At 67.2% G+C, this 15,741-nt stretch carries 15 protein-coding genes; 7 read left to right on the forward strand and 8 right to left on the reverse strand.

The window, feature by feature from the left end; translation table 11 throughout:
• Positions 1-28: 28 nt before the first annotated feature.
• Complete coding sequence (locus tag KF707C_RS07240) at positions 29-1,048, forward strand: putative 2-aminoethylphosphonate ABC transporter substrate-binding protein (protein WP_003455094.1); 1,020 nt, start codon at positions 29-31, stop codon at positions 1,046-1,048.
• 72 nt (positions 1,049-1,120) lie between these two features.
• A complete protein-coding gene (locus tag KF707C_RS07245) occupies positions 1,121-2,251 on the forward strand; it encodes a TIGR03364 family FAD-dependent oxidoreductase (RefSeq protein ID WP_003455093.1) in 1,131 nt (376 codons plus the stop codon).
• Between the two features lie 51 nt (positions 2,252-2,302).
• Here KF707C_RS07245 and KF707C_RS07250 read toward each other — a convergent pair whose 3' ends face one another.
• The 4 genes from KF707C_RS07250 to KF707C_RS07265 are packed head-to-tail and all read right to left on the reverse strand — an operon-like array spanning position 2,303 to position 5,907.
• On the reverse strand, positions 2,303-3,382 hold the full coding sequence (locus KF707C_RS07250; RefSeq protein ID WP_003455091.1) for an ABC transporter permease: 1,080 nt from the start codon (positions 3,380-3,382) through the stop codon (positions 2,303-2,305).
• Positions 3,379-4,326 (reverse strand): ABC transporter ATP-binding protein, encoded by a 948-nt coding sequence (locus KF707C_RS07255; RefSeq protein ID WP_003455089.1) that lies wholly within the window; start codon positions 4,324-4,326, stop codon positions 3,379-3,381. The genes KF707C_RS07250 and KF707C_RS07255 overlap by 4 nt, the downstream gene beginning before the upstream one ends.
• Entirely contained in the window at positions 4,313-5,272 is a 960-nt protein-coding gene (locus KF707C_RS07260; protein ID WP_003455087.1) for an HlyD family secretion protein, read from the reverse strand. Before KF707C_RS07260 ends, KF707C_RS07255 begins: the two co-directional genes overlap by 14 nt.
• Complete coding sequence (locus KF707C_RS07265) at positions 5,269-5,907, reverse strand: TetR/AcrR family transcriptional regulator (protein ID WP_003455084.1); 639 nt, start codon at positions 5,905-5,907, stop codon at positions 5,269-5,271. Before KF707C_RS07265 ends, KF707C_RS07260 begins: the two co-directional genes overlap by 4 nt.
• A gap of 190 nt (positions 5,908-6,097) precedes the next feature.
• Here KF707C_RS07265 and KF707C_RS07270 point away from each other — a divergent pair, with 190 nt between their 5' ends.
• From KF707C_RS07270 to KF707C_RS07280, 3 genes are read left to right on the forward strand one after another with little or no spacing between them, the layout of a single operon-like run.
• Positions 6,098-8,086, forward strand: a complete 1,989-nt coding sequence (locus tag KF707C_RS07270; protein ID WP_003455082.1) for an FUSC family protein — start codon at positions 6,098-6,100, stop codon at positions 8,084-8,086.
• Positions 8,073-8,279 (forward strand): DUF1656 domain-containing protein, encoded by a 207-nt coding sequence (locus tag KF707C_RS07275; protein ID WP_003455080.1) that lies wholly within the window; start codon positions 8,073-8,075, stop codon positions 8,277-8,279. Before KF707C_RS07270 ends, KF707C_RS07275 begins: the two co-directional genes overlap by 14 nt.
• An 11-nt stretch (positions 8,280-8,290) precedes the next feature.
• Positions 8,291-9,148 (forward strand): efflux RND transporter periplasmic adaptor subunit, encoded by an 858-nt coding sequence (locus tag KF707C_RS07280; protein ID WP_003455078.1) that lies wholly within the window; start codon positions 8,291-8,293, stop codon positions 9,146-9,148.
• Between the two features lie 64 nt (positions 9,149-9,212).
• Here the strand turns inward: KF707C_RS07280 and KF707C_RS07285 are convergent, their stop codons facing one another.
• Positions 9,213-9,779 (reverse strand): LuxR C-terminal-related transcriptional regulator, encoded by a 567-nt coding sequence (locus KF707C_RS07285; RefSeq protein ID WP_036993665.1) that lies wholly within the window; start codon positions 9,777-9,779, stop codon positions 9,213-9,215.
• A 333-nt stretch (positions 9,780-10,112) separates the two neighbouring features.
• On the opposite strand from KF707C_RS07285, the gene KF707C_RS07290 reads away from it, so the two are divergent.
• Positions 10,113-11,456 (forward strand): MFS transporter, encoded by a 1,344-nt coding sequence (locus KF707C_RS07290; protein ID WP_036993663.1) that lies wholly within the window; start codon positions 10,113-10,115, stop codon positions 11,454-11,456.
• Positions 11,457-11,567: 111 nt separating this feature from the next.
• Here the strand turns inward: KF707C_RS07290 and KF707C_RS07295 are convergent, their stop codons facing one another.
• From KF707C_RS07295 to KF707C_RS07305, 3 genes are all read right to left on the reverse strand, one after another.
• The gene (locus tag KF707C_RS07295; RefSeq protein WP_003455073.1) at positions 11,568-12,038 is read right to left on the reverse strand and encodes a MaoC family dehydratase; all 471 of its coding nucleotides are present in this window, start codon (positions 12,036-12,038) and stop codon (positions 11,568-11,570) included.
• A complete protein-coding gene (locus tag KF707C_RS07300) occupies positions 12,035-12,994 on the reverse strand; it encodes an alpha/beta hydrolase (RefSeq protein WP_003455071.1) in 960 nt (319 codons plus the stop codon). Before KF707C_RS07300 ends, KF707C_RS07295 begins: the two co-directional genes overlap by 4 nt.
• A gap of 64 nt (positions 12,995-13,058) precedes the next feature.
• A complete protein-coding gene (locus KF707C_RS07305; protein ID WP_003455069.1) occupies positions 13,059-13,796 on the reverse strand; it encodes a substrate-binding periplasmic protein in 738 nt (245 codons plus the stop codon).
• Between the two features lie 186 nt (positions 13,797-13,982).
• Here KF707C_RS07305 and fadD2 point away from each other — a divergent pair, with 186 nt between their 5' ends.
• The gene (gene fadD2 / locus KF707C_RS07310; protein ID WP_003455067.1) at positions 13,983-15,671 is read left to right on the forward strand and encodes a long-chain-fatty-acid--CoA ligase FadD2; all 1,689 of its coding nucleotides are present in this window, start codon (positions 13,983-13,985) and stop codon (positions 15,669-15,671) included.
• Positions 15,672-15,741 lie beyond the last annotated feature (70 nt).

Raw genomic sequence — 15,741 nt, forward strand, 5'->3', positions numbered from 1 at the left:
CACTGCCAACCCCGACCAGGAGCTTCACATGTTCAAACGCCTCGCCCTCGCCGCCGCCCTGGTGGCCGGCTTCAGCCTCCAGGCCCAGGCCGCCACCGAGCTGACCGTCTACACGGCCCTGGAAGCCGAGCAGCTGTCGACCTACAAGAAGGCCTTCGAGAAAGCGAACCCGGACATCGAAATCAAGTGGGTACGGGATTCCACCGGCATCATCACCGCCAAGCTGCTGGCCGAGAAGGACCGTCCCCAGGCCGACGCGGTCTGGGGCCTGGCCGCCTCCAGCCTGGCCATCCTCGATGCCCAGGGCATGCTGGAGAAATACGCCCCCCGGCATCTGGACAGCATCGGCGCCCACTACCGCGACGCCGCCAACCCGCCGGCCTGGGTGGGGATGGACGTCTGGGCCGCGACCCTCTGCTTCAATACCGTGGAAGCCGAGAAGCAGGGCCTGACCCGGCCGGGCAGCTGGGAAGACCTGACCCGGCCCGAATACCGGGGCAAGATCGTGATGCCCAACCCGGCCTCCTCCGGTACCGGCTTCCTCGATGTCAGCGCCTGGCTGCAGACCTTCGGCGAGCCCCAGGGCTGGGCCTACATGGATGCCCTGCACCAGAACATCGGCCAGTACGTCCACTCCGGCTCCAAGCCCTGCAAGCTGGCCGCCGCCGGCGAGTTCCCCATCGGCATTTCCTTCGAGTACCCGGCGGTGCAGCTCAAGCGCCAGGGCGCGCCGCTGGACATCATCCTGCCCAAGGAAGGCCTGGGCTGGGAGATCGAGGCCACCGGCATCGTCAAGGGCACCGATCAGCTGGAGGCGGCGAAGAAGCTCGCCGACTTCTCCGCCAGCCCCGCCGCCATGGCGCTGTACAAGGAGAACTTCGCGGTGCTGGCCGCCCCCGGCATCGCCAAGCCGCAGACCGAACTGCCCGCCGACTACGAGCAGCGCCTGATCAAGAACGACTTCGCCTGGGCCTCGCAGAACCGCGACCGGATCCTCGCCGAGTGGCGCAAGCGCTACGACGGCAAGTCCGAGAAGCTGCCCCAGTAAGTCTGCCCAGCCTCTCGCTGCGTTCCCCCTCTCCCTCTGGGAGAGGGGGCAACATCATCCCAGGAGAACGCAATGCCCCTGCACGACACCGACATCGCCATCGTCGGCGCCGGTATCCTCGGCCTTTCCCATGCCTACGCCGCCGCTCGCCGGGGCCTCAAGGTCAGCGTCTTCGAGCGCAGCGCCACGCCCCTGGGGGCTTCGGTGCGCAATTTCGGCCAGGCCCTGGTCACCGGTCAGCCGCCGGGCCCCATGTTCGCCCTGGCCCGGGACAGTCGCGCCCTCTGGTCCGCCTGGGCGGAGGCCGCCGGCTTCCATATCCGCCGCAATGGCTCGTTGCTGCTGGCCCGCACCCGGGCCGAGGAAGAACTGCTTGAGGCCTTCTGCGAAGTGCGCGCGCCGGAGCACGGCTACCGGGTCGAGCTGCTGCGGGGCGATGCGTTGCACGACCTCTACCGGGGCCAGTTCAGCCACCACCGCGCCGCCTTGCTGGGGCTCGACGACCAGCAGGTCTACTCCCGCGAGGCGATTCCGGCATTGGTGGATTACCTGCGCCGCGAGCACGGCGTGCAGTTCCACTTCTCCACCCTCGTCCGCGATATCGAGCCGCGACTCATCCACAGCACCGCCGGCCGGTGCCGGGCGGAGCAGATAGTCCTGTGCTCGGGCCACGACTACCAGACCCTGCTGGCCGAGCAGATCGCGGCACTGCATCCCCAGGTCTGCCGCCTGCAGATGCTGCGGGTGCGCCCCGAGCGGGACTTCGGCCTGGACCAGGCCGTGCTCACCGGCCTCAGTTGCGTCCATTACGGCGCCTTCTCCGACCTGCCGGAGGCCGAGGCGATCCGCGAGCAGATCCGTGAACAGCAGCCGGAACTGGAGGAGCACGGCATCCACCTGCTGGTGAGCCCGACGCCCCGGGGTGAGCTGATCATCGGCGATTCCCATCACTACGGCGCGGATGCGTCGCCCTTCAACGCGGAGGCGGTGGACGAGATCCTGCTGGGGCTGGCCGAGCAGACCCTGGGCACGCGCCTGGCCGTGGTGGAGCGCTGGCAGGGCGTCTACGGCGCCCGTGGGCCTGGGCCCTTCAGCGTGCTCAAGGCCGCGCCGGGGGTGACCGCGGTGCTGATGCACAGCGGCGTCGGCATGAGCATCGGCCCGGCCCTCGGCGAACGTACGGTGGCGGGGTTGCTGGGCTGATCGGCCGGCAGCCCCTCGAACGCCGATTGCGCGCCCTGGTGATGTACGGCCTCAATCCAGCCGCTTGTGTACCCGCATCACCGCGACGCTGAGCATCAGCAGGGTGAACAGCCCCAGCACCGCCAGTTCCAGCCAGAGGTCGGCCAGGCCCGCGCCGCGCAGCATGATGCCCCGGGCCAGGCGCAGGAAGTGGGTCAGCGGCAGCGCTTCGGCTATCCATTGCGCCGCCTTGGGCATGCCGGCGAAGGGGAACATGAAGCCCGACAGCAGGATCTGCGGCAGGAAGGTGAAGAAGGCCATCTGCATGGCCTGGAACTGGCTGCGGGCCAGGGTGGAGATGAATACCCCCAGGGTCAGGCTGGCGAGGATGAACACCAGGGACGCGCCATAGAGCTCCAGCAACGAGCCGCGCACCGGGACCTCGAACAGCCAGAGGCCCACCACCAGGATCACGGTCACCTGCACCAGGCCGATGCCGACGAAGGGCAGCACCTTGCCCAGGGTGAGTTCCCAGGGCGACACGGGGGTGGTGATCAGCAGCTCCATGTTGCCGCGTTCCCGCTCCCGCACCAGGGCGATGGCGGTGAAGAGCACCATGGTCATGGTGAGGATGACCCCGATCAGCCCCGGCACCGTGTTCAACGGCGCCAGGCGTTCCGGGTTGTAGAAGTTCACCACCTGCACGCCGGTGAGGCGCGGCCAGCCGGGCAGGGGATAGGCCGCCAGTTGCCGTGCCGAGGCCTGTACCACCTGGTCGGTGCCGTCCACCACCAGTTGCAGGGGCGGGCGATCGCGCTCCTGCAGGCGCGCCTCGAAGTCCGGGGGAATCACCAGGGCGGCGCTGATGCGACCTTCCCGCAGCAGCCGGTCCAGCACCTGGGGGCTGGCCAGGTGGTAGCGAAAATCCAGCACCTGGCTGGCGCCGAGCTCCGCCACCACCTCACGGGAGCGGGCGGTGTCGGCCTGGTCCAGCACGGCGGCGTGGAGGCCGCGCACGTCCATGTTGATGGCGTAGCCGAAGAGCACCAGTTGCAGGATCGGGATGCCGACGATCATGGCGAAGGTGAGGCGATCGCGGCGTAGCTGCCGCAACTCCTTGAGCACGATGGCCCCCAGCCGGCGCAGGTTCATGGCGTGGCTCCGGCCCGTTGCAGCGGGCGATGGGTGACGGTGACGAAGACGTCTTCCAGGTTGGCCTCGGTGGGGGTGACGCGGGCCTCGATGCCCTGGGCGGCGAGGCGCCGGAGGATGCGTTCGCGGGCGTCCTCCACCGCGCTCAGCACGCGAAGGGAGGCGCCTATCTGGGCCATGGCGATGATCTCGCCGGCGCCCTGCAGGGCGCGCTGGGCCTGGCGCGGCTGGGCGCACTCCACCAGCAGCGGGCGCCCGGGCAGGGCGGCCATGAGTGCGGCGGGGCTGCCGTCGGCCACCAGCCGGCCGGCGTCGAGGATGCCGAGGCGGGTGCAGCGTTCGGCTTCGTCCATGTAATGGGTGGACACCAGCAGGGTCGTGCCCGCTTCTGCCAGCTCGAACAGCGAGTCCCAGAATTCCCGGCGCGACTGCGGGTCCACGGCGCTGGTGGGCTCGTCCAGCAGTAGAAGGTCGGGCTTGTGCAGCACCGCACCGGCCAGGGCCAGGCGCTGTTTCTGGCCGCCGCTGAGGGTGCCGGCCAGTTGCTTGCGGCGGTCGGCCAGCCAGTAGCGTTCCAGCAGTTCCTCGATGCGTTGGCGGGCGGCGCGGCGATCCAGTCCCTGGACCGTGGCGAGGAAGTCCAGGTTCTCCATGACGCTGAGGTCCTCGTAGAGGGAGAACTTCTGGGTCATGTAGCCGATGCGCCGTTTCAGCGCCTCGGCATCCTCGGGGATGCGGTAGCCCAGCACCTCGATCTCCCCGGCGCTGGGCAGCAGCAGGCCGCAGAGCATGCGGATGGTGGTGGACTTGCCGCAGCCGTTGGGGCCGAGAAAGCCGAACACCTCGGCGCGGTCCACCGCCAGGTCGAGGCCGTCCACGGCGGTGAGCGAGCCGAAGCGCTTGGTCAGCCCCCGGGCGCGGATCACCGCTTCAGGGCTGCTCATGGGGACGCTCCACCTGGACCGGCAGGCCGGCGGGCAGGGACCGCGCGGCGTCGCCTTCGAGCACCAGTTCGGCGCGGTAGGCCAGGCGGCTGGCGTCGGCGCCGGTCAGGGCGAAGTAGGGCGTGAAGCTGGCCTCGCTGGCGATGCTCCTGACGTGCGCCTCGAAGGTGTCGTCCACGCCCTCCACCTTCACCCGCAGCCGGTCGCCGATGGCGAGGCCCGGACGCGCCGAGGCCGGTACGTAGATCCGCGCGTAGGGCCTGTCGCCCACCAGCAGGCTGACCAGCTCGGCGTTCGAGGGGGGCTGGTCGCCTGGCTTGAAGGGCAGGGCGTCCACGCGTCCGGCACGGGGTGCGCGCAGGCTGAGGTGCTCGCGGCTGACCTGCAGTTGCGCCAGCCGTCCCTCGGCGGCCCGGAGCTGGGCGGTGGCCTGGTCGATCTGCTCCGGGCGGGTGCCGTTGGTGAGTTCCCGCAACTGGGCGTCGGCGTTGTTCACCTGGGCGCTGGCCTGGTCGCGTAGGGCGCGGGCACGGTCCAGTTCGGCGATGGCCACCTGGCGGCGCTGATAGAGCGCCTGGGTGCGCTGGAAGCTGCGCTCGGCGTCGATGAGTTCGGCCCGGGCGCGATTGAGGCTGGCGCGGGCGGCGTCCACGGTTTCGCTGCGGGCGCCGTTGGCCAGTTCCGCCAGCTGCGCGCGGGCCAGGTCGAGATCGCCACCGGCCTCCTTGAGGCGCGCGTCGAGGCGGCGAGGATCCAGTTCCAGCAGCAACTGGCCGGCCTCGACCCGGTCCCCTTCGGCCACGTGCCAGGCAAGGATGGTCTCCGAGGCTTCGGCGGGCAGGCCGATGCGGTCCCACTCCAGGGTGCCGAGCAACTGGTCGCCAGCCGGGTCGTCGCATCCGGCGAGCAGGGCGCAGGCCAGCAGGCCGGTGAGCAGTCGTTTCATGGCGTCACCTCCAGGCCCCGCTCCAGCAGGACGAGGATGTGCCGTGCCAGGGCCTCGTCCCCCAGTTCCGGGCTGGGGAAGATGCCGCGCCAGATGTGCCCGGCGGCATGGGGCAGCATCACCAGGCCCACGAGGGAGACCACCAGCAGGCGCGGGTCCAGGTCGGGATTCAGGCGTCCGCGAGCCTGGGCGGCGGCGAAGCGCTGGGCCAGCGGCTGCGGCACCAGGGGGGCGAAGCGGGTGGTCAGCAGGTCCCGCAGGGCACCCCCCTCGCAAAGGATCTCGCGTACCCAGAGCGGCGGTAGCCAGGGATTGCGGGCCAGGGTGGCGCTCAGGCCCAGGACGAAGGTGCGCACCAGCTCCAGCGGCTCGTCGCCGGCCTCCTGCAGGCGCGCGCCGAGACCTGCGAAGAGCGGCTGCAGACGCTCTTCCACCAGCGCGTCCACCAGGCGCTCCTTGTTGCCGAAGTAGTAGTTCACCAGGGCGGGCGTGACCCCGGCCTGCTGTGCGATGCCCCGCAGGCTGGCGGCGTGGATGCCGATGCGGGCGAAGGTTTCGGCGGCGGCGTCCAGCAGGCGCTCGCGCTGGAGCTGGGAGTCCCCGGAGGGGCGTCCGGGGGAGCGGGGAAGGTTCACGGTGGGTTCTCCGTGGAGGGGGATGGAATTATTTAAATGTGCATTTAATTAAACGGCAATCGGCGGCCGACGAACGTGATGGGGTCTCTGGACGAAAATAAGATAGGAAGCTAATAATGAGCTTAAGTTATTGCTTGTCTTCACGGCGAGCTATCTTGAATTCCACGACGAAAATCCCTGGAGCTGGCCTGTGCGCGACACCTTGCGTGCTTTCCTGGCGCCCGATGTTCCGGCGCTGCAGTTCGTCATCAAGACGCTCCTGGGCGGAGGCCTGGCGCTCTGGCTCGCCTTCCGACTGGACCTGGAGCAACCCCAATGGGCGCTGATGACCGCCTTCATCGTTGCCCAGCCGCTGTCCGGCATGGTGGTGCAGAAGGGCCTGGCGCGACTGCTGGGGACCCTGGTGGGCACCGCCATGTCGGTGGTCATCCTGGCCCTGTTCGCCCAGACGCCCTGGCTGTTCCTGGTGGCGCTGGCGACCTGGCTGGGCCTGTGCACCGCGGCGTCGACCCTGATGCGCAGTGCCTGGTCCTATGCCTTCGTGCTGGCGGGCTACACCGTGGCCATCATCGGGCTACCGGCCATCGCCCATCCGCTGACGGTGTTCGACCAGGCGGTGGCCCGTTGCACCGAGATCTCCCTCGGCATCCTCTGCGCCACCTTCACCAGCGCCTTGCTCTGGCCGCAGCGGGTGGAGCGGCAGTTGGCGCGACAGGCCCGGGACGCCTGGCAATGCGGAGTCCAGGCGGCACTCTCGGCGTTGAAGGGCGAGGCCCAGGAACGCCAGGGCCTGCTCGGTGTGCTCGGACGCATCGTCGCGGTGGACGCCCAGCGCGAACATGCCTGGTTCGAGGGGCATCGCGGACGCCAGCGGGCGGTGGCGCTGCAGGTGCTCAGCCACGACCTGCTCAGCCTCTTGCGGCTGGCCCGGGGCGTCGCCCGCCAGTGGCGCCAGCTGGGGTCGGGAGAAGAGGAGGTCTTGCGTCCCTGGCTGGAGGAGGTGGAGGCGGCCCTGGGCGAATCCGATGTCCCGCGCCTGGACGCTTTGCGTGAGCGGCTGCTGGTCGCGGCCGAGGACGAGTCCCTTACCACCGTGCAGCAGTACTGCCTGGGGCGCATGGCGGTGCTGATGCGCCAGGCGGCATCGGCGGTGGCGTCCATGCACGGGGTGGAGCGGGGCGAGGCGCCGGCCGACGCGCCGCCACCGCTTTCCAGCCACCGGGATGTGCAGACCGCCGCCGTCTACGGATTGCGCAGCGCCCTGGCCTTCCTCGGGCTTTCGGCCTTCTGGCTGGCCACGGCCTGGACCTCGGCGGTGGGCGCCCTGACCCTCACCTGCGTGATCTGCGGCCTGTTCGCCAGTCGCGAGAACGCCGAGCAGATCGGCCTGCTGTTCCTGCGCGGCATCCTCTACGCGTTGCCGGTGGCCTTCGTCGTCGGCCAGCTGCTGCTGCCCCAGTTGAGCGGCTTCGCCATGCTCTGCCTGGCCCTGGGCGTGCCGCTGTTCTTCGGTGCGCTGGGCATGGCCAAGCCGGCCCTGGGTGCCACGGCCACGTCCTTCTGCCTGCATTTCATCGTGCTCTGCGCCCCGCAGAACGTCATGAGTTTCAATGTCGGGCTGTTCTTCAACGAGGCGATCTCCATGCTGTTCGGTGTCGCTTTCGCGGTCCTGTCCTTCCGCCTGATCCCTCTGCGCAACCCGGCCTGGCACGGCCGGCGGCTGCTCAAGGCCAGCCTGGCGGACCTGGCGAAACTCACCGGCCGGGTGCTGGCGGGCGCGGAAAACTGGTTCGGTGGCCGCATGGCGGACCGCCTGCTGCAACTGGCGCGGCTCTATCCCGTGCTGCCGGAGCAGTCCCGCAGCCGCTGGGACGACGGCATCGCCAGCCTCGACCTGGGCGATGAGCTGCTGCACCTGCGGCGTTGCCTGGCCGCCGCCGACCAGCCGCTGGGCCGCTCCGAACGACGCTTCCTGCGCGAGCTGGAGCGCGTCCTGCTGCAAGGACCCGCCCCGGGCCGCGCCGAGGATCTGGATGAACCCATCGGCGACCTGCTGGCCGCGCTGCGCACCGCCGGCAGCAGCATCGACCGCCGCCTGGCCCAGGCGGCCCTGTTGCAGTTGCAGCAGAGCTGGCGGCAATGGTGTGAACACCAGGAGGCGAACCATGGGTTTGCGTGAGTGGTCCCTGGGCGGCGTGCTGCTGAGCCCCTTTCTGATCTATGCCCTGCTGGCGCTGCTGCTGACCGGCGTGCTGCGCCTCGGGCTGGCCCGGTTCGGCGCGTCACGCTGGATCTGGCACGAAGCGCTGTTCGACTGTGCCCTGTATGTCTGTGTCCTGGCGGCGCTGGTGGCGCTGGCCGGGCGCTGGTGAAGGAGAAGATGATGCGTTCCATCCTGCGTGTGCTGGTGACCCTCGCCCTGGTGGCGGTGGCCCTGGTGGCCGGCTACTGGCTCTGGCAGCACTACATGCTCGCCCCCTGGACCCGCGATGCGCGGATTCGCGCCGACGTGGTGGTGATCACCCCGGACGTGTCCGGCTGGGTGATGGAGCTCAAGGTCCGGGACAACCAGCAGGTGAGGGCGGGCGACCTGCTGCTCAGGGTCGACCGCGAGCGCTACCAGGCGGCCCTTGAACGGGCCCGCGCGGTGGCCGATACCCGCAAGCACCAGCTCAGCCTGCGGGAACACGAGGCGTCGCGGCGCGCTCACCTGGGGCCCCAGGCCATCAGCGCCGAACTGCGCGAGAACGCCCTGATCACCGCCGAGGTGGCCCGTGCCGAGTACCGCGAGGCCGAGGCCGATCTGAAGGTGGCCGAGCTGAACCTGGCCCGCAGCGAGCTGCGCGCGCCCCGTAGCGGCCAGGTCACCAACCTGCGCCTGGCCCAGGGCAACTACGTGAGTGCCGGCCAGCCGGTGATGGCACTGGTGGACGACAGCTCCTTCTACGTCCAGGCCTACTTCGAAGAGACCAAGCTGCCGCGCATCGAGGTGGGGGCACCGGTGAAGGTCTGGCTCATGAGTGCCGGCGAGCCCCTGTCGGGTACCGTGGAAAGCATCAGCCGAGGCATCACCGACCGCAATGCCAGCCCAGATGGCCAACTGCTGGCGAACGTGGAGCCCACCTTCAACTGGGTGCGCCTGGCGCAGCGGATTCCGGTTCGGATCAAGCTGGACGCGCTGCCCGAGGGCGTTCAGCTCAGCGCGGGGATGACGGCCAGCGTGATGGTGGAGGAGGAGTAGGGGATGCTTTCGCAGGTTGTTGCCGAGCAACGAGGCCCCGCACGATCATCCCCGGATCGAAGGTTCAGCTCACGATTCGTTTGATCAGGTCCTTCGTCGAGTTCACCTGGTATTTCTTGAGCAGGCTGCAGCGATGAATGTCCACCGTCCTGGGGCTGATGCCCAGGCGTTTCGCTGCTTCCTTGCTCGTCAGTCCTTCCACCAATAGTGCGGCCACCTCCCGCTCTCGTGCGGTCAGACTCAGGTTCTGGCCGGGGGCATCCTGTTCGTGCATGACCACGTCCGTGAACACCCAGGCTGCCAACTCGTACGGATTGTTTTCGTTGAATCCATGACCTCGGACCCTGGCCCGGAAATGCGTGCCATCCAGGCGACGCATGATGCGATCATCATGAAAATAGACACGTCGGGCTAACAGCGGGCCAAAGTGTTGCGCGGCATCTTCAAAATCCTTCTGCTCAGGATAGAGCACGGCGAAAGACGCACCTGCCAGTTGTTTTCTGGATGCACGAAACATTTCAAGTGCTCGGGCATTGAAACTTATTATCTTGCGGTTCCTGGCAATGATCACCGCGACCGGTAAATGATGGAGAAGATGGTCGGCACTCAATAGTTCTTCTTTGGATATCATTGGTTTTCTCCTTGGGGCGCAGGATTGGAACCTCTCTGGAACAGGGATGATCACCTAGGTGATCATGGAGTCTGGATCACTTGATTCCTCGCAATTATGATCGCACTCGCGACTCGTATCCGGCTTTGGCAATTACCGTCGAGTAACTGGGAAGCGCCATCTACCAAGTCAGAAGCGTCTGAGCAGGATATTCAGTTTGCCAGGGATGTAGTCGCGAGTTGCAGTGCCCATGGAGTCAGGGGCAAGTAGTTTTATTCATGTGCTTTGCTCCTTGTATGCTCCATGCGTTAACTCCCTAGCCTGTTTAATTAAAATAAATCAGGGGCAAGGTCGATGAGCGAAACTATGCATGTGTCTCCCGCCACACTTCGAAAAGTAACCGCTGCAGCAGCAGTTGGTAATTTCGTTGAATGGTTCGATTTTGCAGTCTATGGATTTCTCGCCACTATCATCGCGGGGCAGTTTTTCTCGAGCGATGACCCCAGCACCGCCTTGCTACAGACCTTCGCGGTCTTCGCCGTTGCCTTTGCGCTACGCCCCCTGGGTGGGATCGTGTTCGGAGCGCTCGGCGACCGGCTCGGTCGCAAGCGGGTCCTGTCGGCGACTGTCCTGATGATGGCCGGGGCTACCACGGTGATCGGCCTGCTGCCTACTTACGCCAGCATTGGCTTGCTGGCGCCCGTTTTGCTGACGGTTGCCCGCTGTGTCCAGGGTTTCTCTGCCGGAGGCGAATATGCCGGGGCTTGCGCCTACCTGATGGAGCACGCACCGAACCACAGGAGGGCCTGGTATGGCAGCTTCATCCCTGTGTCGACCTTCACGGCGTTTGCGTGCGCGGCGCTCATGGCCTACCTGCTGGATGCCAGTCTCTCGCCCGAAGCGATGAGCGAGTGGGGGTGGCGGGTTCCGTTTCTGGCCGCGGCGCCGTTGGGGCTCATCGGGCTCTATCTGCGCTGGCGGATGGAGGAGACGCCGGCGTTCCGCCTGGCCATGTCCGAGAAACAGATGCATGCCCATTCGCCGTTGCGGGAAACGCTGGGGCAACAGAAGGGCACGATCCTGCGGCTCGGCGCCTTCATCTCGCTGACAGCGCTGTCGTTCTACATGTTCACCACGTACTTCGCGACCTACCTGCAGGTTGTCGGGCACTTGAGCCGGCCCCAGTCGCTCATTGTCTCGACTGTGGCCCTGCTGTTCGCCGCGGCTGCCTGCCCGGTGGCGGGTGCCTTTTCAGATCGCGTGGGTCGACGCAGGACAATTGGCTTCACCTGCCTGTGGATGATCCTGGCGGTGTTCCCCGCCTATTGGTTGGCGAGCTCCGGTGACCTCCTGGCCGCGATCGTCGGGGTCATCCTGCTGGCCGTGGGCGCGGTGCTGTCCGGAGTGGTCACCGCCGCGTTGCTGTCCGAAGCCTTCCCAACCCGTACGCGCTACACCGCTTCGGCGATGACCTATAACCTCGCCTATACGATTTTCGGCGGCACCGCGCCTCTGGTGGCGACCTGGTTGATCGGCCAGACAGGCAGCAGCCTGGCGCCAGCCTTCTATCTGGTGCTTGTCGCACTGCTGGCCCTGGTCGGCGGCTTGGCGCTGCCGGAAACCTACCGTATCTCGTTGCACGATGGGCCAAGTAACCTTCCCAGTGATGTGTTGAAGCCAGCTCGAGTCCCAGGTTGAGCGACGCGAAGCCCAACGATCACGACAGGCGTTACCCATGTATCCCGGTTCCATCCGGTAGCCCACAAAAAAGCCTGGATCATCTCCAGGCTTTTTCATCGCCGCCAGCCGTCAGCCGATGGTGATCGGCGGCAGCTCCGGCAGCTCGATCGACAGCTGCTGCTTGGGCGCCAGCACCTCGGCCTCGCCGTCCACCACCTGCTCGCTGTTCTGGTTGAACACGCGGGTGGCGATGCGCACGCGGTTCTTCGGCAGTTTCTCGAGGATTTCCAGTTCGACGGTCAGGGTGTCGCCCAGCTTCACCGGGCGGGTGAAGCGCAGTTGCTGGCCGAGGTAGATGCTGCCCGGACCGGGCATCTCGCAGGCGATGGCGGCGCTGATCAGCGCGCCGGTGAACATGCCGTGGGCGATGCGCTCCTTGAACATCGTGCCGGCGGCGTATTCGGCGTCCAGGTGCACCGGGTTGCGGTCGCCGGACACGGCGGCGAACAGCTGGACATGGCGCTCTTCCACCAGGGTGGAGAAGCTGGCCTTCTGGCCGACTTCGAGGGCGTCGTAGGTGAAGTTGGTTACCTGGCTCATGAGGGCTCCTTGGCGAATGGTGAAGGGCGTCGACTGAGGGCGAGCGTGCGCTCCAGCCAGTCGATCAGGTCGGCGGTCACCTCGTCGCGATTGCGCTCGTTGAGCAGCTCGTGACGGGCGTCGGGGTAGATGTTCAGGTCCACGTGCTTCAGGCCGGCGTTGCGCAGGGCGGCGGCCAGGTGTTGCAGGCGCCGGCCGTCGCTGACCGGGTCGCGCTCGCCACCGATCACCAGCAGCGGCAGGTCGTGGTCGATCTGCGCGAGGTTCGCCGGTGGCGTGATGCTCTGAAGCCCGCCGAGCAGGTCGAGCCACAGCTGGTTGGTGCAGCGGAAGCCGCAGAGGGGGTCGTTGACGTACTTGTCCACTTCGTCCGGGTCACGGCTGAGCCAGTCGAAGGCGGTGCGGTTGGGCTTGAAGGCCTTGTTGAACGAGCCGAAGGAAAGGAACTCGATCAGCGCGCTGCGACCGTGCGGGCCCTGGCGCCAGCGTTCGAAACGGGCCACCAGGCGGGCCAGGCGATACAGGGCCACCGGCTGGTAATTGGAGCCGGAGAGGATGGCGCCCTGGAGGCTGCAGCTGTGTCGCATCAGGTAGGCCTGGCCGATGTAGCTGCCCATGCTGTGGCCCAGCAGGAAGATCGGCAGGTGCGGATGGCACTGGCGGATATGGTGGTTGAGGCTGGCCAGGTCTTCCACCACCTTGTTCCAGCCGTCGGCTTCGGCGTAGTGGCCGACGAGACCCTGCTCCGCGCTGCGGCCGTGGCCGCGCTGATCGTGGGCATAGAGGTCGATTCCCACATCCGCCAGCGCCTCGCCCAGGCGGGCATAGCGGCCGCCGTGCTCGGCCATGCCGTGGGACAGCATCACCACGGCCCGGGGCGGTGTTTCGCCGCTCCAGTGGTTCACGAACAGGGGCACTGCATCGCTGGCGTCGAGCCAGAAGGCATCGTGGCGCATGGCCGATCCTTTTGCCGGGGAGTCGGCGCATTGTGCACGCGCGTCGGTGTCGCGCAAAGCCCGCTCAGGGGGGATACGCGTTGTGGCGCTGGAGGATGCGGGTGTATTCGCCGTTGGCCAGCAGGACCTTCAGGCCGCGCTCGTATACCCGCGCCCAATCGGGCTGCCCGGGTCGGGGTTCGGTGAAGGCGGCCAGCAGGGGGACTCGCGCCAGGGCTGGTGGTTGCCAGCGCAGCTTGCCCCTGAGTTCCGGGGTGGCGGCGATCAGGTGCTGGCCGACGGCTCGCTCCAGCAGCACCAGGTCGAAGCGCCCGGCCTCCAGCTTGCGCAGGTTGGTGACATCATCCACCGCCTCCTCGGCGGTGAAGCCGGACTGCAGCAGGCGCCTGGGATAGCCATAGCCACGAACCACGCCCACCTTGCGGCCCCTGAGTTCGGCCAGGTCGAGGAAGGGCACGGGGGTGTCCTCGCGCACGAAGAACCCCAGTTCGCTGTAGAACAGCGGACGCGAGGGGCGCAGTTGGTCTTCCGCGACTTCCTGGGGCCAGAGCGCCAGGGCGCCCTGGTAGTGGCCGTCGCGGAGCGCGGCGCGAACCCTGGCCCAGGGCATGAAGTCCACCCGGACCTTGTGGCCCTGGGTGGCGAAGGCACGGGTGGTGAGTTCGACGATGCTGCCGCCCTCCGGCAGGTGCTGGGAGCAATAGGGCGGGTATTCGAGGGTGGCCAGGCGGAGGTCGGCCCGGGCGCCGCAGGCGAGGGTCAGAGTGGCCAGCAGCGCCAGCAGGGCCAGGGGAAAACGCATCGAGGTCGGGTTTCCGGATGTCACGTGGTTGTTTTGATGCTAGGCGAATCTAGCGGAAACAATCAGCAAGATTCACGCGGTCAATGACGCCCCGCCGCGTATTTGCGCCTTGCCGGGGACCTGCTACTTTCCGGGCAACCCCGCAGCGCGGGCCAGGACTATTTCAGGGATAAGAGGACAAGAACAATGCAACCTGATTTCTGGAGCGACAAGCGCCCGGCGGGCGTTCCCAACGAGATCGACGCCACGGCGTACAAGTCGGTGATCGAGGTCTTCGAGCGCTCCTGCAAGAAATTCGCCGACCGTCCCGCCTTCAGCAACCTGGGCGTGACCCTGACCTACGCTGAGCTCGACCGCCTCTCCGCCGCCTTCGCCGCCTACCTGCAGAAACACACCGACCTCGCGCCCGGCGACCGCATCGCCGTGCAGATGCCCAATGTCCTGCAGTACCCCATTGCCGTGTTCGGCGCCCTGCGCGCCGGGCTCATCGTGGTCAACACCAACCCGCTGTACACCGCCCGTGAAATGCGCCACCAGTTCAAGGACGCCGGCGTGCGCGCGCTGGTGTACATCAACCTGTTCGGCAAGCTGGTGGAGGAGGTGCTTCCCGACACCGGCATCGAGTACCTGGTGGAAGCGCGCATGGGGGACATGCTGCCGAGCCTCAAGGGCTGGCTGGTGAACACCCTGGTGAAGAAGGTGAAGAAGATGGTTCCCGACTTTCACCTGCCCCAGGCGGTGTCTTTCAAGGACGCGCTGAAGTTCGGCCAGGGCCACGCCCTGAAACCGGTGAAGGTGGGGCTGGAGGACATCGCGGTGCTGCAGTACACCGGCGGGACCACCGGGGTGGCCAAGGGCGCGATGCTCACCCACGGCAACCTGGTGGCCAACATGCAGCAGGTGGATGCCTGCCTGTCCCAGCTGGGGCCCGATGGCGCACCGCTGATGAAGCAGGGCCAGGAGATCATGATCGCGCCGCTGCCGCTGTACCACATCTATGCCTTCACCGCGAATTGCATGTGCATGATGGTCAATGGCAACCACAACATCCTCATCACCAACCCGCGGGACATCGGTGGCTTCATCAAGGAGCTGAAGAAGTGGCGCTTCTCCGCGCTGCTGGGCCTGAACACCCTGTTCGTCGCGCTGATGGACCATCCCGGGTTCAAGGACCTGGATTTCTCCAACCTCAAGGTCACCAACTCCGGCGGCACCGCCCTGGTGAAGGCCACCGCCGAGCGCTGGCAGGCCCTGACCGGCTGCTCCGTGGTGGAAGGCTACGGCCTCACCGAAACCTCCCCGGTGGCCAGCACCAACCCCTATGGCGCGCAGGCACGCCTGGGCACGGTGGGCATCCCGGTTCCGGGCACCGCCTTCAAGGTCATCGATGACGCGGGCAACGAACTGCCCCTGGGCGATCGTGGCGAGCTGTGCATCAAGGGCCCGCAGGTGATGAAGGGCTACTGGAACCGCCCCGAGGCCACCGCCGAGGTGCTGGACGCCGAGGGCTGGCTGAAGACCGGCGACATCGCGGTGATCGACCCGGACGGCTTCGTGCGCATCGTCGACCGCAAGAAGGACCTCATCATCGTCTCCGGCTTCAACGTCTACCCCAACGAGATCGAGGATGTGGTGATGGCTCACCCGAAGGTGGCCAGCTGCGCGGCCATCGGCGTGCCGGACGACAAGTCCGGGGAGGCCGTGAAGCTCTTCGTGGTGCCCCGGGATGGCGGCGTCAGCGTCGAGGAGCTCAAGGCCTACTGCAAGGAGAATTTCACCGGCTACAAGGTGCCCAAGCATATCGTCCTCAAGGACGCCCTGCCCATGACGCCGGTGGGCAAGATCCTCCGTCGCGAACTGCGCGACATCGCCTGACCCGAGCCTGGCGGGACGAACCCGACGTCCCGCCGCCTCCTCTCCCCTCCGGAGCCCTTCCGGACCCTCC

Origin of the sequence: Pseudomonas furukawaii (genome assembly GCF_002355475.1) — a bacterium.
Taxonomy (GTDB): Bacteria; Pseudomonadota; Gammaproteobacteria; order Pseudomonadales; family Pseudomonadaceae; genus Metapseudomonas; species Metapseudomonas furukawaii.

Excerpts from the sequence above, each read along its gene's own strand:
- KF707C_RS07240 (WP_003455094.1), top strand. The coding sequence starts at position 29 with ATGTTCAAACGCCTCGCCCTCGCCGCCGCCCTGGTGGCCGGCTTCAGC.
- KF707C_RS07245 (WP_003455093.1), top strand. The coding sequence starts at position 1,121 with ATGCCCCTGCACGACACCGACATCGCCATCGTCGGCGCCGGTATCCTC.
- KF707C_RS07250 (WP_003455091.1), bottom strand. The coding sequence starts at position 3,382 with ATGAACCTGCGCCGGCTGGGGGCCATCGTGCTCAAGGAGTTGCGGCAG.
- KF707C_RS07255 (WP_003455089.1), bottom strand. The coding sequence starts at position 4,326 with ATGAGCAGCCCTGAAGCGGTGATCCGCGCCCGGGGGCTGACCAAGCGC.
- KF707C_RS07260 (WP_003455087.1), bottom strand. The coding sequence starts at position 5,272 with ATGAAACGACTGCTCACCGGCCTGCTGGCCTGCGCCCTGCTCGCCGGA.
- KF707C_RS07275 (WP_003455080.1), top strand. The coding sequence starts at position 8,073 with ATGGGTTTGCGTGAGTGGTCCCTGGGCGGCGTGCTGCTGAGCCCCTTT.
- KF707C_RS07280 (WP_003455078.1), top strand. The coding sequence starts at position 8,291 with ATGCGTTCCATCCTGCGTGTGCTGGTGACCCTCGCCCTGGTGGCGGTG.
- KF707C_RS07285 (WP_036993665.1), bottom strand. The coding sequence starts at position 9,779 with ATGATATCCAAAGAAGAACTATTGAGTGCCGACCATCTTCTCCATCAT.
- KF707C_RS07290 (WP_036993663.1), top strand. The coding sequence starts at position 10,113 with ATGAGCGAAACTATGCATGTGTCTCCCGCCACACTTCGAAAAGTAACC.
- KF707C_RS07295 (WP_003455073.1), bottom strand. The coding sequence starts at position 12,038 with ATGAGCCAGGTAACCAACTTCACCTACGACGCCCTCGAAGTCGGCCAG.
- KF707C_RS07300 (WP_003455071.1), bottom strand. The coding sequence starts at position 12,994 with ATGCGCCACGATGCCTTCTGGCTCGACGCCAGCGATGCAGTGCCCCTG.
- KF707C_RS07305 (WP_003455069.1), bottom strand. The coding sequence starts at position 13,796 with ATGCGTTTTCCCCTGGCCCTGCTGGCGCTGCTGGCCACTCTGACCCTC.
- fadD2 (WP_003455067.1), top strand. The coding sequence starts at position 13,983 with ATGCAACCTGATTTCTGGAGCGACAAGCGCCCGGCGGGCGTTCCCAAC.